This is a genomic window from Hyphomicrobium sp. (assembly GCF_036833075.1).
Taxonomy (GTDB): Bacteria; Pseudomonadota; Alphaproteobacteria; order Rhizobiales; family Hyphomicrobiaceae; genus Hyphomicrobium_C.
On the sequence record NZ_DAITQL010000001.1, the window covers coordinates 142042 to 164338 of the forward strand.

General features: G+C 67.7%; 21 protein-coding genes. 8 read left to right on the forward strand and 13 right to left on the reverse strand.

What is annotated here, in order from left to right; genetic code table 11:
* Nucleotides 1-380: 380 nt before the first annotated feature.
* From V7082_RS00680 to V7082_RS00700, 5 genes are all read right to left on the reverse strand, one after another.
* The gene (locus V7082_RS00680; protein ID WP_334145459.1) at nt 381-665 is read right to left on the reverse strand and encodes a hypothetical protein; all 285 of its coding nucleotides are present in this window, start codon (nt 663-665) and stop codon (nt 381-383) included.
* Between the two features lie 137 nt (nt 666-802).
* Nucleotides 803-2062: an MgtC/SapB family protein gene (locus V7082_RS00685; RefSeq protein WP_334145460.1), complete on the reverse strand. Its 1260-nt coding sequence runs from the start codon at nt 2060-2062 to the stop codon at nt 803-805.
* 23 nt (nt 2063-2085) lie between these two features.
* Complete coding sequence (locus V7082_RS00690) at nt 2086-3444, reverse strand: ATP-binding protein (RefSeq protein WP_442909736.1); 1359 nt, start codon at nt 3442-3444, stop codon at nt 2086-2088.
* Between the two features lie 106 nt (nt 3445-3550).
* Nucleotides 3551-4276: a response regulator transcription factor gene (locus V7082_RS00695; protein WP_334145463.1), complete on the reverse strand. Its 726-nt coding sequence runs from the start codon at nt 4274-4276 to the stop codon at nt 3551-3553.
* Nucleotides 4273-4866 carry a MarR family winged helix-turn-helix transcriptional regulator gene (locus V7082_RS00700; RefSeq protein WP_334145464.1) on the reverse strand — a complete coding sequence of 198 codons (594 nt, stop codon included), beginning with the start codon at nt 4864-4866 and terminating at the stop codon, nt 4273-4275. Before V7082_RS00700 ends, V7082_RS00695 begins: the two co-directional genes overlap by 4 nt.
* A gap of 178 nt (nt 4867-5044) precedes the next feature.
* On the opposite strand from V7082_RS00700, the gene V7082_RS00705 reads away from it, so the two are divergent.
* Nucleotides 5045-5941, forward strand: coding sequence for a branched-chain amino acid aminotransferase (locus V7082_RS00705; protein ID WP_334145466.1), 897 nt, complete (start codon nt 5045-5047; stop codon nt 5939-5941).
* Nucleotides 5942-6058: 117 nt separating this feature from the next.
* On the opposite strand, the gene V7082_RS00710 is transcribed toward V7082_RS00705, so the two are convergent.
* Entirely contained in the window at nt 6059-6277 is a 219-nt protein-coding gene (locus V7082_RS00710) for a hypothetical protein (RefSeq protein WP_334145467.1), read from the reverse strand.
* A 314-nt stretch (nt 6278-6591) separates the two neighbouring features.
* Here V7082_RS00710 and V7082_RS00715 point away from each other — a divergent pair, with 314 nt between their 5' ends.
* From V7082_RS00715 to rfbD, 4 genes are all read left to right on the forward strand, one after another.
* Nucleotides 6592-6876: a hypothetical protein gene (locus tag V7082_RS00715; protein WP_334145469.1), complete on the forward strand. Its 285-nt coding sequence runs from the start codon at nt 6592-6594 to the stop codon at nt 6874-6876.
* A gap of 38 nt (nt 6877-6914) precedes the next feature.
* Nucleotides 6915-8519: a phytoene desaturase family protein gene (locus V7082_RS00720; RefSeq protein WP_334145471.1), complete on the forward strand. Its 1605-nt coding sequence runs from the start codon at nt 6915-6917 to the stop codon at nt 8517-8519.
* A 189-nt stretch (nt 8520-8708) separates the two neighbouring features.
* Nucleotides 8709-9209, forward strand: coding sequence for a hypothetical protein (locus V7082_RS00725; RefSeq protein WP_334145473.1), 501 nt, complete (start codon nt 8709-8711; stop codon nt 9207-9209).
* 109 nt (nt 9210-9318) lie between these two features.
* Complete coding sequence (rfbD, locus tag V7082_RS00730) at nt 9319-10206, forward strand: dTDP-4-dehydrorhamnose reductase (RefSeq protein WP_334145475.1); 888 nt, start codon at nt 9319-9321, stop codon at nt 10204-10206.
* 188 nt (nt 10207-10394) lie between these two features.
* Here rfbD and V7082_RS00735 read toward each other — a convergent pair whose 3' ends face one another.
* Nucleotides 10395-10739 (reverse strand): hypothetical protein, encoded by a 345-nt coding sequence (locus V7082_RS00735; RefSeq protein ID WP_334145476.1) that lies wholly within the window; start codon nt 10737-10739, stop codon nt 10395-10397.
* 121 nt (nt 10740-10860) lie between these two features.
* Between V7082_RS00735 and arfB the strand changes: the two genes are divergently transcribed.
* Both arfB and otnI read left to right on the forward strand, forming a co-directional pair.
* A complete protein-coding gene (gene arfB, locus V7082_RS00740; RefSeq protein ID WP_334145477.1) occupies nt 10861-11283 on the forward strand; it encodes an alternative ribosome rescue aminoacyl-tRNA hydrolase ArfB in 423 nt (140 codons plus the stop codon).
* Between the two features lie 35 nt (nt 11284-11318).
* Complete coding sequence (gene otnI / locus V7082_RS00745) at nt 11319-12095, forward strand: 2-oxo-tetronate isomerase (RefSeq protein WP_334145479.1); 777 nt, start codon at nt 11319-11321, stop codon at nt 12093-12095.
* A gap of 33 nt (nt 12096-12128) precedes the next feature.
* Here otnI and V7082_RS00750 read toward each other — a convergent pair whose 3' ends face one another.
* Nucleotides 12129-13112, reverse strand: coding sequence for a calcium/sodium antiporter (locus V7082_RS00750; RefSeq protein WP_334145480.1), 984 nt, complete (start codon nt 13110-13112; stop codon nt 12129-12131).
* A 320-nt stretch (nt 13113-13432) separates the two neighbouring features.
* On the opposite strand from V7082_RS00750, the gene V7082_RS00755 reads away from it, so the two are divergent.
* Nucleotides 13433-13789: a hypothetical protein gene (locus V7082_RS00755; protein WP_334145481.1), complete on the forward strand. Its 357-nt coding sequence runs from the start codon at nt 13433-13435 to the stop codon at nt 13787-13789.
* Nucleotides 13790-13877: 88 nt separating this feature from the next.
* On the opposite strand, the gene V7082_RS00760 is transcribed toward V7082_RS00755, so the two are convergent.
* The 5 genes from V7082_RS00760 to V7082_RS00780 all read right to left on the reverse strand — a co-directional run bounded on the left by V7082_RS00760 (nt 13878) and on the right by V7082_RS00780 (nt 22252).
* A complete protein-coding gene (locus tag V7082_RS00760; RefSeq protein WP_334145483.1) occupies nt 13878-14960 on the reverse strand; it encodes a tellurite resistance/C4-dicarboxylate transporter family protein in 1083 nt (360 codons plus the stop codon).
* Nucleotides 14961-14964: 4 nt separating this feature from the next.
* Nucleotides 14965-15342 carry a hypothetical protein gene (locus V7082_RS00765; protein ID WP_334145485.1) on the reverse strand — a complete coding sequence of 126 codons (378 nt, stop codon included), beginning with the start codon at nt 15340-15342 and terminating at the stop codon, nt 14965-14967.
* Nucleotides 15343-15474: 132 nt separating this feature from the next.
* Nucleotides 15475-16464 (reverse strand): hypothetical protein, encoded by a 990-nt coding sequence (locus tag V7082_RS00770; protein ID WP_334145487.1) that lies wholly within the window; start codon nt 16462-16464, stop codon nt 15475-15477.
* Between the two features lie 47 nt (nt 16465-16511).
* On the reverse strand, nt 16512-20660 hold the full coding sequence (locus V7082_RS00775) for a M4 family metallopeptidase (protein ID WP_334145489.1): 4149 nt from the start codon (nt 20658-20660) through the stop codon (nt 16512-16514).
* A gap of 47 nt (nt 20661-20707) precedes the next feature.
* Nucleotides 20708-22252 (reverse strand): M23 family metallopeptidase, encoded by a 1545-nt coding sequence (locus tag V7082_RS00780; protein WP_334145490.1) that lies wholly within the window; start codon nt 22250-22252, stop codon nt 20708-20710.
* Between the last annotated feature and the right edge of the window lie 45 nt (nt 22253-22297).

A 22297-nucleotide genomic window follows, 5' to 3' on the forward strand; every position in this document is an offset into this window, starting at 1 on the left:
GCGTGTCATGACGACCACGCCCGCGGCCACGTGACCTCAAAATAACGACCCGGATGAGCCCGAAGGCTCCGGCGACCGGATCCCTTCGACGCCGTCGTCGGCGGAACCTGACAAGGCAAGGAGGAGAGCCCGTCCGTTCCACGCGCCGCTTCGGACATCGCGCCGGATGCGCAGGTGGCGGCCCGCTTACCCGGCTGCTCGGGCTCGACGCTGCCGCAAGTGCGGCGTCACCCGACGCTTCAAGCTATGCTATACTGTAACAATTGGCGCAACGCGGCATTTTTCCCAGTCACGGATTTGTGTAGCGGAGTGTGCCGCAAAACGCACAGCGGACCAGCCCCCCGGTCCGGTCACTATGGATAGGGGAAACGTCCGTAGAATCAGCGTGTTGCACGCGGTGTGACGTCCTTGACGAGGCCCGAGGCCGCGTCGCAGAGGACATCGTAGTCGAGCCCGTTCTGGCGCATGAGGAAACGGTAGATCGGGCGCCCGTCCGGGGCGACGTCGGCCGCATGTCCCAGGGCGGCGCCCATGGCACCCACGGTCCTGGCGCACGCGTCGACGGTGGGCGTCTCCTGCGACACGGTCTCCGCGGCGGCGGCGGAGTGGCCGAGGGTCACCGCAAGCAAGGCCAACGGCCAAATCTTGGATCGGCGTGAAGTCATGGCGGGACCGCTCCCTTCAAAAGGGATGCCTCCGGTCTGGAGACGAGATGAAATAACGTTACAAAATTCGCGGAGGGACAGAACTCAACATCGCGTGAGCGAGGACTGGGAGCGGCGCACGCCGGAGGATCAGGGCGTCAGCTCAGCCTCGGCGCCGCGAGCGCGAGGGCCGCGATCGCCGCCGCGCTGACGGCGCCGACGAGAAGACCGACATGGCGCCCGCCGACGGCGGCCGCCATCGCCGCCTTGGCGGCGGTATTGACGCCGGCCGCGATCAGAATGGCGGTCACGGCGTCGGGGAGCGTCACCTGCCCGCCCGCGAAACGGGCCATGGAGAGCGTGAGCGCATCGACGTCGGCGATGCCGGAGATGGCCGCAAGCAGGTAGAGGCCGGCGGAGCTTGCCCGGTCCGCCATGGCTTTTGCGACGAGCATGATGATGGCGATGAGAGCGGCGAGCTTCAGGACCGTTCCGAGATCGAACGGGCTGCGGATGTCGACCAGGGACTGCTCGGCGGAGCCGCTCTCGCCCTTCCAGAGCAGCACGCCGCTGCCGGCGAGCTGAACGGCTCCCGCCGCCAGCGCGGGCCAGATGAGCGCGCCCAGCAGCTCCGGTTTGATGAGCCCGACGAGCACCAGGATCCGCGCCAGCATGGTCGCGCCCGCGAGGAGAATGCCGCCGGTGAGGAGCCGCGTGCTTTCCGGATGCTCGCGCGCAAGCCGTGCGAACGACAGCGTGACCGCGGTGGACGATGCAAGCCCGCCCGCCAGTGCCGCGACGGCCACGCCCTTGCGGTCGCCGAAGATCCGGATCGCGACATAGCCCGCGAAGGAGATGGCCGCGATCAGGATCGCGAGCAGCCAGAGCTCGGCGGAGTTCAGGACGTTCCAGGGATCGATCGCGCGGTTGGGCAGGGTCGGCAGCAGCAGGAACGTCATCGCGAGCAGCATCAGCGCGCTGCGCAGCTCCGGCCACGTGAGGGTACGCACCCAGCCGTGCAACGTGTCCCGCAAGGCCAGCAGGATCGCCATGGCGACGGCGGCCGCGACCGCCACGACCTCGTTGCCGAGCATGGCATAGGCGCCGAGCATGAAGGTGAGGATGCCGGCGACCACGCCGGTGACGCTGAAGTTCTTTTCCGTGACCGCTTCGAGATAGCTGAACGCCGCCATCGCCCCGGTGTAGGCCAGGAGCGCAAAGGCGAGCACGACCGGCGAGCTTACGGCGGAGATCGCCCCTGAGATGCCGCCGAGCAGACCCGTGAGCGCGAAGGTCCTGAGCCCGGCCGCGCGCTGGTTGTCGGATTCTTCGCGGGTCTGCCAGCCGCGCTCGAGGCCGACCAGCAGCCCGATGGCCAGCCCGACGGCGAGGCGGCGAAAGATTTCTTCCTGGTCCATGCGCGCGGCCTCCGCTCCATGACCTAAAGCGGAACGGAGATGATGGCGCGCAAGCCGCCCATCGAGCTCGTGCCGAGGGTGATGTCCCCGCCATGGCTCTTTGCGATGTCGCGCGCGATGGCGAGGCCGAGGCCGCTGTTTCCCTCGTCCTGGTTGCGCGAGCGGTCGATCCGGTAGAACGGCCTGAAGACGTTGGCACGCTCCGAGGCGGGAATGCCTGGCCCGTTGTCGTCGACCTCCACCCTGAGCCATGCCCCTTCGGTCGCGGCGCGGATCACGATCTGGTCGCCGTAGCGCACCGCGTTCGAGACGAGGTTGGTGATCGCCCGCTTGAACGCCTGCCGCTTGAGCGGCAGCACGATGTCGCCGCGCCGGCGGCGCAGCTTGAGCTCGATCGACGTGCCGTAGACCTGGCTCTCCTCGTGTACTTCTTCCAGGAGCTCGGTGAGGTTGGTCATCTTGGCCTCCTCGCCGCCGTCGCCGCGGGCGAAGGCGAGGTAGTCCTCGAGCATGTGCTGCATCTCGTCGACGTCGGCCTTGAGCGACTGCACGTCGGGTCCCTCGCCCATGAAGGCGAGCTCGAGCTTGAAACGCGTCAGCACGGTCCTGAGGTCATGGCTGACGCCGGCCAGCATGGTGGTGCGCTGCTCGACGTGCTGGCGGATGCGGTTGCGCATCTCGATGAACGCGGCCGCCGCCTGGCGCACCTCGCGCGCGCCGCGCACCTGAAAGTCGTCCGGCACCGGCCGCCCCTTTCCGAAGGCGTCGGCGGCATCGGCGAGCCGCAGGATCGGACGGATCTGGTTGCGCAGGAACATGACCGCGACCGTGAGCAGGATCACGCTCGATCCCACCATCCAGAGCAGGAAGATGTGCGAGTTCGAGGCATAGGTCTGCGTGCGGACGGCCAGGAAGCGCAGGATCGAATCCGCATGCTGCACGCGGATCTCCACGTGCCGCGACTGGCCGACCGTATCGACCCAGAACGGCCGCTTGACCTGCCGCGAGATCTCGCGCGAGAGCGCCCGGTCGAGGAGATCGAAGAACGGCTTCTGCCGCGCCTCGGGCAGATCGCCCGGCGGCAGGATCTGCATGGACAGGTTGAGCCGGTCGCGGGCGATGCGGATGATCTCGTCGTATTCGCCCGGGTTCGCCGTGTCGTAGAAGTCGATCAGCGCCGCAACGTCACGCGCCGTCGTCTCCGAGAGGCGCCGCGTCACGTTTTGCCAGTGCCGCTCCATGAAGACGAAGGCGATCACCCCTTCGAGCACGACGATGGGTGCGATGATGATGATGAGCGCGCGGGCGTAGAGGCCCTTGGGCATCGAGTGGGAGAGGAGGCGGAGGAACCTCTTGTGCCAGTCGCGAAGCGGCTCGAGCACCGCCGCGGTGAGACCGATGAGCGACCGGACTGATTTTCCCGCGCGCCCCAACGCTTTTCCGGCGCGCCCCGATGCGTTGCTGAAGGGGCCGAGGAGATCCAAGGGCTCAATCCGCGTAGAGGATGTACCCCTTGCCGCGCACGGTCTGCAGGTAGACCGGGTTCGAGGGGTCGGTTTCTATTTTGCGCCTGAGACGGTTGATCTGCACGTCGATGGCGCGGTCGTTGCCGGTCGTATCCTCCGTGGCGAGCTCGTGGCGCTGGATGGGCACGCCTGGTTTCTGCGCGAACTGCCTGAGGAGATCGCGCTCGCGTTCGGTGAGCTTGACGGTCTCGTTGTTCCGCTTGAGCTCCCCGCGCGCGATGTGGAACACGAGCGTGCCCATGCGCACCTCGTCCGACGGGGCGGCCGCTGCCGACTGCGCCGTCTGTCCCCGCCGCAGAATGTTGCGCAGCCTGAGGAGAAGCTCGCGCGGCTCGAACGGCTTCGACACGTAGTCGTCGACGCCGGCTTCGAGACCCTCGATCCGCTGCTCGGGCTCGGCGCGCGCCGTCAGCATGCAGATCGGGATGTCGCGATGGCGCTTGATCTCGCGGGCAAGCTCTATGCCGCTGATGCCGGGCATCATCACGTCGAGCAGCACGATGTCGAAATCGAGCCCGCGGAGCGACGCCTGGGCCATCTCCGCGTCTCCCGCCGTCGTCACGCGGAAGCCTTGCGAATAGAGGTAGCGCGCGAGCAGGTCGCGGATCTTGAAGTCGTCGTCGACGATCAGCACGTGGGGCGCGTCGTCGGGCAGCGGTTCTGCGCGTTGGCCGGCTAACGAGGTCATCGCTGCGTCTCCTCGCTGAGGGTGTCTCCTGTCTGCGAGCCGCGCACCAGCGCCTCGACCTGCGCGCGGTCGGCCTCCGAGATCATGGCGAGCAGGAACCGTTTCGTCGTCGCCGCGGCGTCAGGGCCGGCGGCCGCAAGCGCTGCCTCCACGCGCTTGACCTGCAGCGCCGTGAGCCGTTCGGCCAATCGCGCGCCCTTGACCGTCGCGTAGAGCAGGCGCTCGCGGCGATCCTCCGCTCCCGCCTTCTGCGTGATGAAGCCCTCGCCGACGAGCTGTTTCAGCACGCGGGCGAGCGATTGCTTCGTGATCTTCAGCACTTCGAGAAGATTGGCGACCCTGAGGCCGGGATTGCGGTGCACGAAGTGCAGCACGCGGTGATGGGCGCGGCCGAACCCGTACTGCGCGAGCACGGCGTCCGGATCGCCCGTGAAGTCGCGGTAGGCGAAGAACAGGAGCTCGACGTGGGTGATGAGGTCCGCCCGCTCCGCGTCCGCCCGCCCCTCCGCGTCGCCGCGCTGAGGGCCGCTGCGCCGGGTTACGGGCGGGTCTCGAGTTATGTCAGCCATGTTGACATATTTGAAGGCCATTGATACTCCTGGCAAGTCATTTTCAAGGGGCCGCCGAGACCCGGGCCCGGCGCAGGATGGAGCGCCGGCGCTCTGCGATCTCACTGCGGCTTTCCCGATGGCGGCAAGGACCCGGCTCGACGAAAAGTCCCGGGCTCCCGCGCCGAACCCGAAATGCGGAGCTGAATAGGACGTTATCATGGCTGAGATCGTTCCCTACCACGATCGCGACGGTTTCATCTGGATGGACGGCCAGCTCGTTCCCTGGCGCGAGGCGAATATCCATATCCTGACCCATGCGCTCCACTACGGCAGCGCGGTCTTCGAGGGCGAGCGCGCCTACGGCGGCGAGATCTTCAAGCTGACGGAGCATTCCGAGCGTCTGGTCGAGAGCGCCCGCATCCTCGAGTTCGAGATCACGCAAAGCGTGGCCGAGATCGATCGGGCGTGCCGCGACACGATGGCCGCCAACAAGCTCGTCGATTGCTACGTGCGTCCGATCGCCTGGCGCGGCAGCGAGCAGATGGGCATTTCGGCGCAGCAGACCAAGACCCATCTCGCCATCGCTGCCTGGGAATGGGGTTCCTATTTCCCCATGGAGCAGCGCTTGAAGGGCATCCGCATCGGCATGGCCAAGTACCGCCGCCCGGATCCGGCGACGGCGCCGGCGCGTGCGAAGGCTGCGGGCCTCTACATGATCTGCACCATCGAGAAGCACCGCGCCGAGCGCGCGGGCTACGCCGATGCCATGATGCTCGACTGGCGCGGCCGCGTGGCCGAGTGCACGGGCGCCAACATCTTCTTCATCAAGGACGGCGTCATTCACACGCCGGAGGCGGACTGCTTCCTCGACGGCATCACGCGCCGCACCGTCATTGCGCTGGCGAAGAAACGCGGCGTCGAGGTGCGCGAGCGCGCCATCCTGCCGGAAGAGCTTGCCTCCTTCTCGGAGTGCTTCATCACCGGCACCGCGGCCGAGGTGACGCCGGTCTCCGAGATCGGCGATTTCAGGTTCAAGCCCGGCCAGATCTCTGAAACGCTGCTCAACGACTACATGGCGCTCGTCCAGCCCGGCAAGAAGCTCGCCGCCGAGTAAAGTCGGCGGCCGGGCGAAGGCCAACCGCAGCACTCCGGGTTGTTTCCGCTTTTGCGCGGGAACGCGCATCGGGCCCGGAACAATCGTTCCGGGACAGATCGCTATTCATGCTACACTTCAGTACCGGGCGGGCGATTGGATAAAGGCGCTGCCGGTGTGACCCCATTGCTGTAAACGTGTCGGACGATGCGTTTTGTGTTTCCCCATAGCCATGCGTTTCCAGGTGGCCGCGTTGGCGTCGAGGACGACGCGGGAACCGGCGCGGAGTGTTTGGTCGCGTTCGGCGATGGGGTGACCGTGATTGCGGAATGGCGCAAGGCGGGCGATGCCATTCATCTTTCTGTTCCCGCGTACCGCACGGCAAAGGGCACGCAGGTGGCCGCCCGCAATTGGCGTCTGGTTCAGCGCGAGGGCGGAGTGTGGCGATCGCAGCGGGCGCCGAAATAGCGACCGGAGCAAGAGAGTAGGTTCGGGCGCAATTGTCCGCACCGAGCCTGATCTCGCTGCCCCGATCAGGGGCCCGTCACGCTTTGGTTACCTTAAGCGGCTGGCGGCTCGCCCGTGCCGGGCCGCGACGGCGATCTCCGGTTGTCAGTCTTCCATAAGAGGCAGAAACTCGGCGCCGTGGATGAAGCCACGAGGCCAACGCCATGACGACTTTGCGCAAAGCCACCGTCGGCGTCGCAAGTCTGATGCTGATCCTCGGGGCCGGACTGTGGGGAGCCGGCCACGGATGGGCGCAGGAAGGCCCGGGTGGGTCGATCAACCCCGGCCGCGACTGCCAGACCATTATCACCTGCAACTTCAAGAAAGGCGGCAGCTATCGGGGCTGCCTCTCGTCCTACAGTTGCCGCGTCTGCCGTTTCGTCGCGTCGGGCCCAACGATCGGCGGAACCCGCAAGCGCGGCCACGCCTCCGTTTGCACGTGGGGTTAAGCCCGATGTAGTCCTCTGTTCGAGAGCGGTGCGGGAGGATGGACGTGCACGACGTTGCGATCATCGGCGGCGGCCATAACGGATTGACCGCCGCGGCCTATCTGGCTGCGGCCGGCCTCAAGGTGGTGGTGCTGGAGAAAAACGCGCACGTGGGCGGCGCGGCCTTCACGGAGGAGTTCCACCCGGGCTTCCGCAACTCGGTGGCCGCCTACACCGTGAGCCTGCTCAACCCGAAGGTCATCCGCGACCTCGAGCTCTCTCGCCACGGCCTCAGGATCGTCGAGCGCGCCATCGCCAACTTCTGGCCCGTCGACGACCGCCGGGCGCTCGTCATGCCCTACGGGCTCGCCGCCCGCCAGCGGGCGCTTGCCGCCTTCTCGAAGCACGACGCGGCGCGCCTCCCGGCCTATGACGCAGCCCTCGACCGGGCCGCGAGCGTGCTGAAGCGCCTGGTGCTCGAAACCCCGCCCAACGCCGGCGGCGGGCTCAGCGAGCTCTGGAAGGGCCTGCGCCTGTCGCGCTCCATCCTCGGGCTCCCGCGCGAGGCGCAGCGCGATCTCGCCGGGCTCTTCACCGAGAGCGCGTCGGATTTCCTCGCCCGCTGGTTCGAGGACGAGACCGTCAAGGCGGCCTTCGCCTTCGACGGCATCGTCGGCACCTACGCCGCCCCGTCCACCCCCGGCACCGCCTATGTGCTCCTGCACCATTGCTTCGGCGAGGTGAACGGCAAGGCGGGCGTCTGGGGACACGCCGTCGGCGGGATGGGTGCCATCAGCGCCGCGATCGCGGCGGCGGCCCGCGAGAAGGGCGCCGAGATCCGCACCGACGCGGCGGTGCGCGAGGTCGCCGTCGCGGGCGGACGCGCCACGGGCGCCGTGCTCGCCTCGGGCGAGATCGTCCGCGCCCGCGCCGTCGCGGCCGCCGTCCCGCCGAAGCTATTGTTCTCGCGCCTTGTGCCCAAGGGGGCCGTCGAGCCCGCCCTTGAGACACGCCTCGCGACCCTGAAGTCCGGCTCCGGCACCTTCCGCATGAACGTGGCGCTGTCCGAGCTTCCGGACTTCACCTGCCGGCCGAACCGGGACGGCACCGACCACCTCGCCTCCGGCATCGTCATCGGTCCCACGCTCGACTACCTGGAGCGCGCCTACCTCGACGCACGCGCGGGCGGATGGTCGAAGGCGCCGGTCGTCGAGATGCTGATCCCGTCGACGCTCGACGACACGCTGGCGCCGCCCGGCCGCCACGTGGCAAGCCTGTTCGTACAACACGTCGCCCCGCACCTGCCCGCGCCGCGCGCGTGGTCCGATCCCCGCGAGAAGGAGGCCTTCGCCGATCTCGTGATCGACACCGTGACGCGCCACGCCCCGAACTTCAAAGCCTCCGTCCTCGCCCGCCAGGTGCTGTCGCCGCTCGATCTCGAGCAGCGCTTCGGCATGATCGACGGCGATATCTTCCACGGCGCCCTGTCGCTGGACCAGCTGTTCGCGATGCGTCCGGTGCTGGGGCATGCCGACTACCGCATGCCGCTTCCAGGCCTCTACCTCTGCGCCTCAGGCGCCCATCCGGGCGGCGGCGTGACGGGGGTGCCCGGCCACAACGCCGCGCGCGAGATCGTGCGCGATCTTAAGGCTTGGTGGCGTTGAGAAAAACGCATGAAGGCCGCCTGCCACGCTCGGGTTGCTGCGCCCTCTGTATGACGTCAAATATATGATATTGCTGTTAAAAATTGAACCAGTGGCAACCCAAAACGGGGCGGATTTTAACCATTTGTAAAGCGAATGAACCGAGCTTCGATCTCAGGCGAATCGTGAGGGTTCGAGAGGGATTTCGAGATGGGCAAGCTGTCGGTTTTCATGGCGATGAAGAGGGATCTGGCGTTCGAGTTCGAGCGCGAGTTGCGTGCCGTCCGCAATCTGATCCTGGGCGTCACGCGGGTGTCGGGCTCCGAGTACACGGTCGAGCTGGTCGGAAGCGAGGGCTTCGTGGCCGGCAGCCGCGCCCGCGCCGCCTTCGTCGAGGCGTTCCGCGCCGCCGCGCATGAGGCGCTCGTCAAGTACGCGCACGATCTGGCGCACGAATGCCTCGAGCACGGCATGGATCAGGAGATCATCGGCGGCGCGCTGGGCGGCACCCTGGCCCGGCCTCTGCGCGAGCCGTTCGAGCACGCGATGCCGCCGCAGCCGATGCCGCCGCCCATGCCGCACGCCGCACCGCAGGCGATGCAGCCTCCGCCCTTCCAGCCCCAGTCTTTCCAACCCCAATCCTTCCAAGCCATGCCGCAATCGGCCGTCATGCCCGACGCCACCGCCGTGCGCCTCGCCGCCTGCGCCTGATGCGGCCTGCCGCGGACGCGCCGGCCGCGCTTTGACGCGCCCGCCACATCGTCGGCCCGGGAGGCTGCTATGATGGGGCGAAGCGGGGCAGCAGGCGCGAGGAACGTCCATGCGAGTGTTGATTGCCGGCTGGCACGGGCAGGTCGCACGCGCGTTGATCGAGGCGGCCCCCTCCCGCGCCGAGATCAAGGCGCTCGCCGCCGGCCGGCCGGCGCTCGACGTGCGCGACCCGCGCTCGATCGCGCGTGCCTTCAACGACCTGTCGCCGACCATCGTCGTCAACACCGCCGCCTATACGGCCGTCGACAAGGCGGAGACGGATGGGGAGGCTGCCTTCGCCCTCAACAGGGACGGCGCAGGGTTCTTCGCCGAGGCCGCGGCGCGGCGCAACGTTCCGATCATCCATCTCTCGACGCACTACGTGTTCGATGGCACCAAGGCCACGCCGTACGACGAGGACGACACGCCGAGCCCGGCGACGGTCTACGGCCGCTCGAAGCTCGACGGCGAGCGGGCGGTCGCGGCGGCGAACCCGCAGCACGTCATCATCCGCACCGGATGGGTGTTCGGCCCCGTCGGCCGCAATTTCGCGACCCGGATCCTGGACACCGCGACCGGCGGCGCACCGCTCGGCGTGGTGTCCGATCAGCACGGTAACCCGACCTACGCGCCGCACCTCGCGGCCGCGATCCTCGATGTCGCCCGCAAGATCACGGCCGGCGAGCTGAGCAGTCCGGCCTGGGGCGTCTACCATGCAGCCGGGACGGGGGCTGCGTCCTGGTGTGGCTTTGCCGGCGAGCTCATCGCCTCTGCCGCCCGGCACGGCAGGCCCGGGGTGCCGCTTGAGCCGATTGCCTCCGCAAGCTGCCCCACGCCGGCGCCGAGGCCGATGAATGCCGAGCTTTCCTGCGCGAGGTTCGAGCGCACCTTCGCGCTCCGCCTTCCGGCCTGGCAGCAGGGCGTCGCGGACTGCGTCGCACGTCTGATGGCCGGTTAGCCTGTTTCCGTTTCAAGCGGAAGAGTGACTCGGGGCATGCGGAAGCGTGCCTGGACTCCAGCCTTCGCCGGGATGACGTCGTCGTGGGACGCGACGATCTAAACTCAACGTCACTCCGGCGCAGGCCGGAGTCCAGATACGCCGATTGCTGGCATGGCCATGGTTCCACTTAGGAGCGGCACCGAACGTCAGCCGGCCTTTTCCGCGCGGCGCACCTTGAGAAACGCGCGCACCACGAACACCAGGAAAATGATCACGAGACCCATCAGCGGCACGCTGAGCCCGGTATCGAGGGTCTCGCCGAGCTCTGCGCTGACGAATCCGAAATGCGTAAGCAGCTTGGTGATGGCGACGGCACCGATGGAAAGCAGGAGTAGGTTGCCGACCAGCATGAGGTGCCTTTCGGCGCGATAATACTTGCCTAGGACGGAGTGCTCCGGCGGCTTCGAGCCCGTCGCGAGGGACGCGACGGCAAGCGGAAGCACGGCGAAGGCGACAAAGCCGTTGATGACAAGCTCGAACATGGAAAGCATGGGGTCCTCCGGGCGGTCCAGTTTGGCCCGGACATGCGCCAAAAGTCTGCCCACGTCAGTTCCCGCCGAAACAGACCGTCTGCCCCCTGCACACCGCTCAAATCTCTGCTAAACCCGCGCCATGCTGGAGATCACGAACAGCCTGTCGATCGACGAGCGCGAGCTCGAGGAGCGCTTCATCCGCGCCTCGGGGCCGGGCGGGCAGAACGTCAACAAGGTCTCGACCGCCGTCGAGCTGCGCTTCGACGTGCGCCGTTCCGAGAGCCTGCCCGCGCCCGTACGGGACCGCCTCGAGCGTCTCGCCGGGCGCCGCGTGACCGACGACGGCGTGCTCGTCATCCGCGCCGATCGGTTCCGCACGCAGGAGCGTAACCGGGAGGATGCCCGCGCGCGCCTGGCCGCGCTCGTACGCGAAGCCCTCCATGTCCCGAAAAAGCGCATCGCCACCAAGCCGAGCCGCGCCGCCAAGGCGCGCCGCGTGGATTCGAAGGTCAAGCGCGGCGGCGTGAAGAAGCTGCGCCGATCCCGCCCGTCGTTCGATTGATCGAGGCCCTGACCTGGGCCCTGCAGAGATCCGCCATGCCGCGCTTCGCCGCCAATCTGAGCTTCCTGTTCACCGACCTGCCGTTCCTCGATCGCTTCGAGGCGGCAGCGCGCGCGGGCTTCAAGGGCGTCGAGTTCATGTTTCCCTACGCCGTCCCAGCCGGCGAGATCCGCGCGCGCCTCGACGCGACGGGTCTCGAGATGGTGCTGTTCAACCTGCCGCCCGGCCATTGGGACAAGGGCGAGCGCGGCTTCGCGGCGCTCCCTGGCCGCGAGGATGAGTTCGCCTCCGCCGTCGATCTCGCGCTGAGGTATGCCGAGACGCTCGGCTGTCTGCGCCTCCACTGTATGGCCGGGCTCGCGGCGCACGGCGCGACGCGCGACGCCTACCTGGCCAACCTGCGTCTCGCCGCCGATTGGGCCGCGCCCCAGGGCGTCGACATCCTGATCGAGCCGATCAACACGCGCGACATGCCGGATTATGTCCTGACCCGCACCGAGGAGGCGCGCGACGTGATCAGGGCGGTGGACGCGCCGAACCTGGGCCTGCAGCTCGATCTCTACCACCGCCATGTGATGCAAGGCGACGTCGAGCAGGCGATCCGCGAGTTCGGTCCGCTCGTGCGCCATTACCAGTGTGCCGACCCGCCCGACCGCGGCGAGCCGGGCCGATCGGTGCTCGATTACGCGCGCATCTTCCGTCTGATCGACGAGACGGACTATACGGGTTGGATCGGCTGCGAATACAAGCCGCGCGGCGACACCCTGTCTGGCCTCTCCTGGCCCGCCGCCTGCGGCGTCACGCTCGGATAGTTTTGCGTCCCGCCTGCCCCCGTGAACGTGCTGTCACGCACGATAGAGCACGATCCAGAGCATGTAGACCAGAAAGAGCGCCACCCCGATGCCGCCTTCGAGCCGGGAGACGCGCCTGCCGGTCACGAAGACGGGCACGCAGAGAAGCGCAACGCCAGCCATCAGCGGAATATCCACCATGATCAGCTCGCGCTCCACGGGCACGCCGCCTGGCGTCACCAGGCAGGTGAGGCCGAGGATCACGAGGATATTGTAGATGCTGCTGCCGAGAAGGTTACCGACGGCAACGTCGCGCTCGTTCCGGATCGTTGCGACGATGCTCGTCACGAGTTCCGGGGCAGACGTTCCGATGGCGACGATGGTGAGGCCGATGATCGCCTCGGAGATATCGAGTGTCCGCGCGATGCCGACCGCGCCGTTGACCAGCCAGTGGGCGCCGACCACGGAGAGGATGAGACCCACGACGAGCAGGGCCGTGTATTTGGTGCGCTCCTTTGCGACTGTACCGGTCCGCGCGCCCGAACTGCCGTACATGTCACTGAACTCTTCGTGCATGGCCGGCGTTTCGCGCCGGCTCAAGCGGATGAGCGCCAGCGTATAAATGAGCGCGCCGACGAGCATCACGGCGCCTTCGCGCTGCGTGATGACCCCGTCCCACGCGAACACGAGCATCAGCACGGCGGCAGCGACGATGATCGGCAGCTCGAGCTTGAGCACCTGCAGGTGCAGCGGAAGCGGCTTCAGAAGCGCGGACAGACCCAGAATGAAAAGAATGTTGACCATGTTCGTGCCGGCGATGTTGCCGACGGCCAGCGAGCTGCTGCCCTGCAGGCTGGCGGTGATGCCGATCGCAAGCTCGGGAGCGCTGGTGCCGATCGCGACCACGGTGAGGCCGAGAATGAGAGGCTCGACACCGAGCGATGCCGCAAGCCGCGAGGCGCCGCGCACGACCATTTCCGCCGCCACGACGAGCGTCCCGAGCCCGGCCGCGAACAGTAGAGCCCCGTGCATGTCCATGGAGTGTCTCCCCCTCGACGGCTCCAAGGCCGCGCCGCACGATTTAGCGTATGGACCGCAGGCGCATCAATCTCCCTGTCTTTTGGTCGAACCCGGTAGGAGCAAGGCCACTTCGCGCCGCGCCCGTCGCTGTCTATGCTGAAGCGTTTCGATGTGTCGGCCCCAACGGGCCGCGGCAGCGCGGAGAGCAGCCGATGTCAATGGCCGCCTACACGGGAAGTGCACCCCCACGCAACTCGGAAATTTCGGTTCTCCGCCCACAGCTCTCGAGCTGGGTGGCAAGGCTCTGGCAGATCGGAACCACGAACGAGCAGGTTCCCATGCTGAAACTCGCCGGCAGCATCGATCCCCGCCGGATCGAGAACAGGGATCTGGCCGAGCGCTTGCGCTCGTTTGAGGTCGGCTTGCGCAGCGTGACCATTTATCTCGAGCACACCCAGACCGAGTTTGGTGCGCCGTGGGCGGTCGGGTTCGGCACGGTCGACGCGCAAAGTGCGAGTTTCTTCCTCGGCAGGTTCATGGAGAGCCGCATTGGGCCGGTCATCGGCACGCTCATCGGCGGGTCGACCGGCCGTGTGGACCTTTCCATGGGGGTCGTGCCGTCGGAAATATCCGGCAGCCGGGTTCGCTTTCTCGTCACCGACTACGACATCGGCGTCGTCGGCCGGTTGAGTTGAGCGTGGGATGTCATCCTGATACGTGCCCCAGTCCAAAAAACACCCGGAGCAGATCCCGATCGTTTGGATACACCGGGCGGCCTCAGCCTCACGACGAGGGCCGCTGCCATGGCTCCAGAACGGCACGAGCCAGATGCAACAGCAGCCCGATGAATGTTGCGACCCACGCGGCAAGCGCCACGAACACGGTCAGTCGAGGAATCGCGGCCAGAAAGGGCAGATCGAGCGCCCGCGAGAGCTGAAAGGTCCCGGTCGTGTACATGCCCAAGGGAAACACCATGCCCCACAGCTGCGGCTCGTAGCGGATCCTGTCGCGCCGGACCAGGTATCGCCAGCCCATCAACGCCACCAGGAACGGGATCCACCAGGTGGCCGCGGCCCAGAAGAAGACGGTGAAGCCCTTCAGGAACGGCCGGAACTCCATGAGGAGCGGCCACTCCTTGGTGCGAAACAAAAGGGTCGAGCCGGCCAGCGTCGTGATGGCGACCGCACCCATGTTGATCCAGTAGGGCGGCGTGAAGTCATGCGTGGAGAGTCGCACGAAGGTGAGGCGGTAGAAGATCAGCGGGATGATCGCGAGATAGAGCATGCAGCCGATCATGAACATCGCCAGGCACAGGAACTGGATCTCAAGCGATGGGACGCTTGCCGCGTCGAGCGTTCCTTTGAGGACGACGATCGATTGCGTGGCCACGGCGGCGATCAGCCAGGCGCCATTGATCCCGTTGGCGAGCGAGGGCTTGTGCTCGCGGATCGTGACGGCGGTGAAGAACGTGTACATCACCGCGCACCACAGGCCCAATCCCAGGAGCCAGAGCGCGCTGGCAACGCCATGGGCGTTGGCGACGACAGCGCTCTGCGTGCCGAGGACACAGGTTCCAGCGACAATGGTGAAGAAGCCAGGCGCACGCTGATGGCTGGAAAGGTCGGCCGCCACGTTGCCGGGAAAGCAGCAGATCCGCAGCAGCGTCAGAGCCCATAAGGCGATGTAGGCGACCCAATTTACTCCAACCAGCGCGTAGGCAACGACGGGCATCGCCAGAAGGTGGCAGGCAATGGATATGACGCCCGTCGCCATGACCAGCGCGAAATACCCCGGAAACAGGTTCTCCGCTGCGCGGAACACAACCGCGCGCACGCCGGAGGCTTGATCTGTGTGGAGCAGATCCATGCGGTCATCGTCCGATATAGGTCACGATCAGATCCATCTGCAGGAAGGTCAGAACCAAAATCGTATTGCCGGCCCAGGCGATCGTGAGCCCGCGTGCGAGTCCACCCCACTCGGAGCCCGCGGCGCAGCGCCAGATCGAAACGAGGATCCAGACCGTATAGGCGAGCATGACGATGAGGAGCGCTTGCTGCGCGCCGACCCGCTGCTCGTTGATGGCAAGGAGATAGAGGAGGGCCAGAACGGCGCTCGCGAACACGCCATAGCCCCAGAACACTTTCCCCAGCGGCTCCGCCCCGTACCAGGCCCTGAGCTCCGTTGAAAAGAATGCGCGCACGAAGTGGGCGCTGAGGTCCCGGCAGGCGCGGTTTCGTGCAGTTCGCAATGGCATATCCCGCCCCATTGCCGACCAAGCCATCAAGTACAGTGATGACCATGCAAAGGGGGCATTGATCAAGATCAAAAACGCGGATCGTTACCGTGTCGGGGCTTGCACGGAGCTGAGCCTGGCGGGGCTCTACGCGGGCGGCGCGATGAAGCCGCCCTCCACCAGCGCCTTCAGCATGACGGCTGCGCCGCACTGCTTCGAGACGGCGTTCGGGTCCCATTTGTTGTCGGCCACGAACTTGCCCTTGGTGTAGTGGTTCGAGAAGCTCCACAGATACGGCGTGTTGATCTTGTAGAGTTGCCGGCTGCGCCAGCCGTTGTAGCCCTCCCAGCGGTAGAGCATGCGGGCGAGGCTCCAGTCGGCCTGTTCGTGGAGCTTGTCGTAGCGCAGCGCATCGACCGCGCTCGAAACCCAGTCCGACGGCGGCAGCCAAGGATCGGGCCGCCCTTTCGGCACCTGGACCGTCTTGGCCTTGAGCGAGTCGCCGTTGTGCAGATGCGAGGTCATGTCGAAGCTGCCCTCCATGCCGTGGAGGATGGCCACCGCATACCAGGGCACGCACGTCTCCTCGAACACCGCCTCGTAGGATTTGCGGCGTGCGGCGTCCGTGATCTTCGAGACGTACCACTGCACGGTGGAGCGGTGCTCGGGGCGGATCTCACAGGTCTCGAACAGGCGCACGTACCCGGCGGATACGTCCTCGAACTTGGGGGCCGTCACGGCCGCGGCCTGCGGTCCTTCGGGGATGTCGCGCGGCGCGCGCTCGGCATTGCGCGCCGTGCGCAGGAGCTCGGAGGCGCGGTCGATGAGGCTGTCGATATCCGACGAGGTGACGCCGGCGGCATCCGGCGCCGAGGCCGTGATGCCGTCCATGAAATCGACGATGGCGGGCTGGATCTCGGAGAACTCCTCAGTGGCCGAGGACGGCGCGAGCCCCATGCGCGGAACCGAGAGCCCCAGCCGTTGCGCCTCCTGCGACAGGTCGGCGAGCTCGGACCACGTGCTGCGGACGATCTGAGCCTGCGCCGGCATCACGCCGAGCCGGACGGCGAACGGCGCGGCCAGCGCCGCTGCAAGGCCCGTCCCGATCTGGCGGCGGTCGAGTTTCAACCGTGTCATGCGCGTTCCCTCGTCATCGATCCTGGTGTTCGCGGTCCGGGCGTCTCTCAGCTCGAAGGCACCTCGAGCGCCACGGCGCGCTGCGCGGCGCCGACCTCACCGCAGTCCGCCGGAATGAGGCTCGCGACCTCCGCCGACGCAAGCTCGTAGCAGCTCTCGACGAATGCGTTCGCGGCCTGCGAGAGCGTCGAGCTCTGGTTGAGACCGACCGTCATGGTCCGATAGGTGATGCGCGCGAGCTTGGTGCGGCCGATCCCGGTGACGGTGATGCCGCGGTGCGTCCCGCCCTCGGAGATGAGGAAGGCGAACTTGTTGAGGATGCCGCTGTTGAAGTGCACGCAGCCATTGTCCTGGTAGGCGGTCGATCCGCACAGCGGGTCGTCGGGCGTCAGGACCTCGGCGTAGGTGTCGGGCTGGCCGCGGTTGGCGAGCGAGAATTTCGCGGTCCGGTTGAACATCGACTTGCCGTTGGCATCGCGCAGGTTGGGGTCGGCGAGACTGCGTAGCGGCTGCGTGGTCGAGAATCCCGGCGAGGCTTCGCCGATCAGCCAGTTGCCGCCGTCGCCTTTCGTGTCGAGCTCGATCAGCGCCCCGAAGATGTCGGCGAGGGATTCGTTCACCGCGCCCGGCTCGTTGAGGTAGAGCAGGTTCTTCTCGTGCGCGATGATGCCGTGGGTCATCTCGTGGGCGACGATGTCGAGCGCGCCGGCGTAGCCGGGCCCGTACACCATCACGTTGCCCTTCGGGCAGTCGTAGGACTTGCCCGTGCACCAGTAGGCGTTCTGCGTCCTCCCGTGGCGCACGTAGGCTTCCATCGTCGATCCGCCCTGCCCGGCGTTGTCGTCGAAGCCGTCCCGCCCGAAGGTCAGGAAGAAGTAGTCGCGGACGATGCCCGCGTTGCGGAATGCAATGAGCGTCTCGGGTGCGAGCTTCTCCGCCCGTGCCCGCTTCTCCTCGTCGATGCCGACCGCGCCCGGAAACGTCGTCGCCTGGCCGAGATCGTAGACGCGCCGCAGCATGCCACCGGACGGCTGGTCGCGGTAGGAGTAGAACGCCTCACCCGTGTTGGCGTCGACGAAGATGCGGAAGGCGTCGATGGTAACCAGCCATGCGAGCCGCGGCGCGCCGCCCTTGGCCTTTCCGATCAGCGCCGGATCGAACACGACAAGGCTGGGTTTCGCAACTTCGGCCTTGGCCGGATCCGGCGCCAGCGGGAACGCGCGAGAGGCGTCGGGCGCCCGTCTCAGCACCTCAGCGAGCATCGCGCGTGCGGCTGCGATCGCCTCGCCCTCGGCGATCTTCGGCGTCGTGCTGTCGAGCGCGACCGTCGAGATGGTGCCGCTGAACCGCGTCACGCCGAGCGAGGTATCGACGTTGAGCTTGGCGGTCGAGCCGAACACCGGCACGCCGTCCACACGCTGTTCGACTTCGGCCACGTACCGGTTCGGCAGATCCGGATCCTTGCGCCGCCGCACGTATTCGGGTTTCGCGCTCTTGTTTTTGGCCGGATAGAGCGAGCTGAGGCCGCCCGTGCCGAAGAAGGCGTCGACGGCACGTTTCGTCTGCTCCTCCGTCTGCTCCTGGCCATCCGCGGCGCCGAGCGACGGCGCGCCCGCGCCAGCCTGCGGCGAAAGCCCCATGACACTCGCGGGCAGCCCCGTCGCCGGGTTGATGACGATGCGCAGCTTGGGATGCGTCTTGCGCAGCTCCGCGGCCGCGCGCTCGACCTCGGCCCGCGTCGCCGCGGCATCCGGGCTCGCGGCGGCCGCCGTGCTCGCAAAGCGGGTCGTATCTGCGCCCGCGACCAGCGACGACGGCGCTTTCTCGTGCGAGGGCGACGCATCCGGCGCGGGGCCCTCGGCAACCACGGGCATGGCGAGGCCCCGGCACTGCGTGACGGGGAATGCCGCTGCCGGGCCGGTCGACGCCTGCACGGTCTCGGCGGGCGTCGTGAGGCCGGCTTGGGAGGCCGCGATCGGGAACGGCGTCGCCGGATCCGACCACAGGTATTCCATCGCCGCGAGGTCCGTTCGCGCGTGTCCCGCGAGCGCGCGCGCGTCGCTCGGCAGCAGGCTTCCGAACCCGCTGCCGTTGAGGTCGATCTGCGGCCAGAAGCACTCGTTGTCGTCGATCGCCCCGTCGCCGTTGAGGTCCTCGGTGAAGGCCGCGTTTTTCGTTGCCGCATCCGAAAGCAGGGCGAGCTGGCGCGAGAAGATGGCGAGGTCGCTCGCGGTGACGAGGCCGTCGCCGTCGAGGTCGGCGATGAGGCGCGTCGGCTCGGGCGCCACCGCGGCCACGGCGTCGAGCGCATCGATGGTCGGCGCCTGCGTGGCACCCGCAGGCGTTCTCGCGCTCTGGCGCAGGATGGTGGCGATCTCCGCTGGTTTCCTGTCGGGCGCGAGCTCGAACAGGATAGCGGCGAGCGCGGCCACGTGGGGAGCCGCCTGCGAGGTGCCGCTGCACACCCCGACCGGCAGCTTGTCGGCCGCGAGCGTGCTCATGATGTCGACGCCCGGTGCCGAGACGTGGCCGCCGGTGTTGGAGAACTCCGCCCTGAGGCCGTCGCGGTCGATGGCCTCGACGACGAGGATGTTGGGCGGGCTCGGCCCTGTCGCCGAGTCCTGCGTGCCCGCCCAGGCGAAGGGTGACGCCCACTTCGCCGCGATCGGCGTCTCGCGGTCCTCAGAATCGTTGCCCGCCGCCACCACGAACAGCACGTGGTCCTGCACCCGGCTGGCCATCAGGCGGATGAGGTTCGCCTGGTGCGCGACGTGCAGCGCAAGGCCCGGGACATCCTCCGGGTTCTCGTCGCCGAGCAGGTTGCTGGCCATGAAATTGTAGCCGAGGCTGATGTTGATGACGCGGAGATTGTCGGGCGTCATCAGGTTCGCGTAGACGTAATCGAGGGTCTTGGCGAGCACGTCGTCGAACAGCAGCGCGTGCACCTCCCAGCCGTCGTCCACGCCGACGACGCCGGAATCGCCGACGATCGTGTCGTCGACCGCGATGGCGTCCATGCGCGCGTCCGGGATGATGCCGTCGATCCCCACCTCGGCGCCGGACCGGGCACCGATGATACCGGCCACGTGCATGCCGTGGTGCGTGCCGCAGCCGGCGCTGTGATAGACGAGCGGCTTCACGTTCTGCATCGAGGCGAACGGCACCGCCGGGTTGGCCGCAAAGCCGCTGTCGATGACGGCGATCTTGGGCCGCAACGTGTCGGGATGCGCCTTGCGGTAGCGGTCGAGGACGGTCCACGCCGGCGGCATGCGGATCGCCTTGAGGCCCCAGTTGCCGTCCAGGCTGTCGCCGCCGTTCCAGCGCCAGGCGAACACCTCGTCGCCGACCGTGATCGTGGCGCCGGCCCCTTTCTTCGGAAGCCCTTTGGCCTCCATCGTCGAGTTGACGAAGGCGCCGTCGACAACGGTCTCGTCTCTGAGCTCCTTGATGATCGGCGGCTCGAGCACGCTGTTGAGCTGCTCCTGGGGTGCGGTCCCGGCGGCCGGAGCCTGCTGCTGGCTGCGCGCCGGCCCGTTCGCCACCTCGACCGTGATCACGCCGAGCGGCGCGATCATTTTCGTGATCGTGAGGTTGTACTTTCTGAGCAGCGCCTCGATCTCCTTGTCGGAGGCGTCGGGGCTGAGCTGGATCACGAAGCTGTTCGGCTTGGCGACGGGCACGCGCCGGCGCCGCTCTGCGCGCTCGGAGTCGCTCGGACGCGCGCGCCACTTGCGCCGCTCCGATCTCTCCCGTCGCGGGCGCGGCATGGCGTCGGCAGGATCGGCCTCCGCGCCGGCAGCTTCGGCAAGGGCTACTTTGGACGCGGCAGCCGGCGCCGAGGCGGGCCCGCCGAGCGACGATGTGATGAGCGCATAGAGCGATTGCCCCCACGAGGAGGCATCGGAGCGCTTCGCGCTCCACGAGGTATCGGAGCGCTTCGCGCTCGGGGGCGCAGGCGTCGGGGTCTTGCGCGGATCGATGTAGAGGAAGTCGTCCTTTTGGCCGGCATCGCCGCCGCCGAAGCTGCGGGCCTGCGACGGCGCGGGCTTCGCCACCTTGGGCGCGAACTTGTCCTCGAGCGTGCGCTGAAGCTTGTCGTACTTGGACGGCGGCAACTGTGCGTTCGCCGCCGGGACGATGGGAAGGGCGAGCGCCACGAGCATCGCCGCGGCAAGAGCTGGCGTATGTCTCGGCATCGGTATGGCTCCTCAGCTCAAGCTCAAAGACGAAAGGCGGACCGGCATCACCAGTCGGTCGCCCAGTTCCACCAGGAGGTCCAGTTCTTCTTGGCCGAGCCCCACCAGTCCTGCGTTTGCGGCGCGGGGGCCGGATCGGGTGTCGGCTCCGGCGCGGGCTGCGGCACCGGTGTGGGGGACGGTTGCGGCTGTGGCGCCGGAGTAGGCTCGGGGGTCGGCGCGGGCGACGGTTCAGGCTCTGGCTCAGGCACGGGCGCGGGTTCCGGGAGCGGCTCCGGTTGCGGCGCAGGCGCGGGTTCGGGCGTCGGTGCCGGCTCCGGCTGAGGGGCCGGATCGGGAGCAGGTTCGGGCTCGGGCGCTGGCGGAGGCTCGGGAAGCGGTGCGGGAGCCGGCTCCGGGATCGGCGTCGGTTCAGGTTCCGGCGACGGCGCCGGTGCCGGCGGCGTCGGTGTGGGTTCTGGTGCCGGCGTCGGGTCCGGCGGCGGCGCAGGAGGAGCCGGCGGCGGCTTGGGCGCGCCGATCTCGAGGCCGGCGTCGACGATCAGGTTGCCGTCGGGACCGATGCCTGCATCGAGCCCCTTGGCCTTGCGCAACGCTGCAATCAGCGACGGGAACGTTGGCACGTAGACCTGCAGCGTCTTGCCGCCGACCTGGATGCGCTGGCGCACCTGCAGGTGGAGATGCAGGCTCGTGCCTACCTTGCCGCCCATGTACCGCGAAACCTTGCCGAGCACCTGGCCCTGCTTGACCTTGGCGCCCGTCTTCACGGTGATCGATTTCGGGTGCATGTGGAGATAGTAGTAGTCGGTGCCGTCGGCCGTCTTGAGCTGCACCGTCGTGTTCGTCGTCACGTTGACGATCGTGCCGTCCTCCGCCGCGACGGCCTCCCAGTAATTGTCCTTCCAGGAGGGCGGACGGATGTCCTGTCCCTGATGGCCGGCCCCGCCCGGGCAGAGCGGCATGTCCCAGCTGCGGACCTCGCAGTAGTTGTCGCGCTGCTTCATCGGATCGAAGTTGCGCGGATCGTTCTCGCTGCCGCCCGCTGCGCCCTTGCCGTTCCAGCCGCCGCCGCCATAGCCCCAGATCTGCGAGTTCATGTTCGGAAAGAGGCCGTCGCCGAGCTTCAGCGGGAAGATCATGTTCGGCAGGTAGACGTAGCGGTCGTCGCGCCCGCGCCCCGTATCACGCTCGAAGAGATTGCCCGGCGGGTAGTAGGAGAAGCCCGCCTTCGCGGGATCCGTCGTCGCACCGCCCCCGGTGGATGGCGCCTGAGGATCGGGCGCAGGGGGCGTCGTCGGCGCGCCGACCTCTGGCAAGAGGCTGCAGCGCGCGGGATGCACGAGGCCGCCGCGCCGGTCGCCGCCAAGGCAGGCGCCGTCGGGTTCCCCCCTGTCGCGGCGCGCTGCGCCAAGGCCAGGAGCGGCGAGGCTCTGCACCAGCGCATAGGTCGCAAGGTCGCGCCCGAAGAGCGAGGGAGCCGCCGCGGCAACGCGCGCAGGATCGCGATTCTGCGCGGGGAGAGGAGAGGGAAGGCCGAGAAGGACGCTGCCGGCGATGAGAGCGATGCACGAGGCAACAAGAGCTTTTCTCACGCCACATCCCCCATATCCGTACGCAACGTCTTGGTGCTTCCGGAC

What these genes read in the sequence shown, in the direction of transcription:
- V7082_RS00680 (WP_334145459.1), bottom strand. Translation starts at nt 665, where the DNA reads ATGACTTCACGCCGATCCAAGATTTGGCCGTTGGCCTTGCTTGCGGTG.
- V7082_RS00685 (WP_334145460.1), bottom strand. Translation starts at nt 2,062, where the DNA reads ATGGACCAGGAAGAAATCTTTCGCCGCCTCGCCGTCGGGCTGGCCATC.
- V7082_RS00695 (WP_334145463.1), bottom strand. Translation starts at nt 4,276, where the DNA reads ATGACCTCGTTAGCCGGCCAACGCGCAGAACCGCTGCCCGACGACGCG.
- V7082_RS00700 (WP_334145464.1), bottom strand. Translation starts at nt 4,866, where the DNA reads ATGGCCTTCAAATATGTCAACATGGCTGACATAACTCGAGACCCGCCC.
- V7082_RS00705 (WP_334145466.1), top strand. Translation starts at nt 5,045, where the DNA reads ATGGCTGAGATCGTTCCCTACCACGATCGCGACGGTTTCATCTGGATG.
- V7082_RS00710 (WP_334145467.1), bottom strand. Translation starts at nt 6,277, where the DNA reads ATGAATGGCATCGCCCGCCTTGCGCCATTCCGCAATCACGGTCACCCC.
- V7082_RS00715 (WP_334145469.1), top strand. Translation starts at nt 6,592, where the DNA reads ATGACGACTTTGCGCAAAGCCACCGTCGGCGTCGCAAGTCTGATGCTG.
- V7082_RS00720 (WP_334145471.1), top strand. Translation starts at nt 6,915, where the DNA reads ATGGACGTGCACGACGTTGCGATCATCGGCGGCGGCCATAACGGATTG.
- V7082_RS00725 (WP_334145473.1), top strand. Translation starts at nt 8,709, where the DNA reads ATGGGCAAGCTGTCGGTTTTCATGGCGATGAAGAGGGATCTGGCGTTC.
- rfbD (WP_334145475.1), top strand. Translation starts at nt 9,319, where the DNA reads ATGCGAGTGTTGATTGCCGGCTGGCACGGGCAGGTCGCACGCGCGTTG.
- V7082_RS00735 (WP_334145476.1), bottom strand. Translation starts at nt 10,739, where the DNA reads ATGCTTTCCATGTTCGAGCTTGTCATCAACGGCTTTGTCGCCTTCGCC.
- arfB (WP_334145477.1), top strand. Translation starts at nt 10,861, where the DNA reads ATGCTGGAGATCACGAACAGCCTGTCGATCGACGAGCGCGAGCTCGAG.
- otnI (WP_334145479.1), top strand. Translation starts at nt 11,319, where the DNA reads ATGCCGCGCTTCGCCGCCAATCTGAGCTTCCTGTTCACCGACCTGCCG.
- V7082_RS00750 (WP_334145480.1), bottom strand. Translation starts at nt 13,112, where the DNA reads ATGGACATGCACGGGGCTCTACTGTTCGCGGCCGGGCTCGGGACGCTC.
- V7082_RS00755 (WP_334145481.1), top strand. Translation starts at nt 13,433, where the DNA reads ATGCTGAAACTCGCCGGCAGCATCGATCCCCGCCGGATCGAGAACAGG.
- V7082_RS00760 (WP_334145483.1), bottom strand. Translation starts at nt 14,960, where the DNA reads ATGGATCTGCTCCACACAGATCAAGCCTCCGGCGTGCGCGCGGTTGTG.
- V7082_RS00770 (WP_334145487.1), bottom strand. Translation starts at nt 16,464, where the DNA reads ATGACACGGTTGAAACTCGACCGCCGCCAGATCGGGACGGGCCTTGCA.
- V7082_RS00775 (WP_334145489.1), bottom strand. Translation starts at nt 20,660, where the DNA reads ATGCCGAGACATACGCCAGCTCTTGCCGCGGCGATGCTCGTGGCGCTC.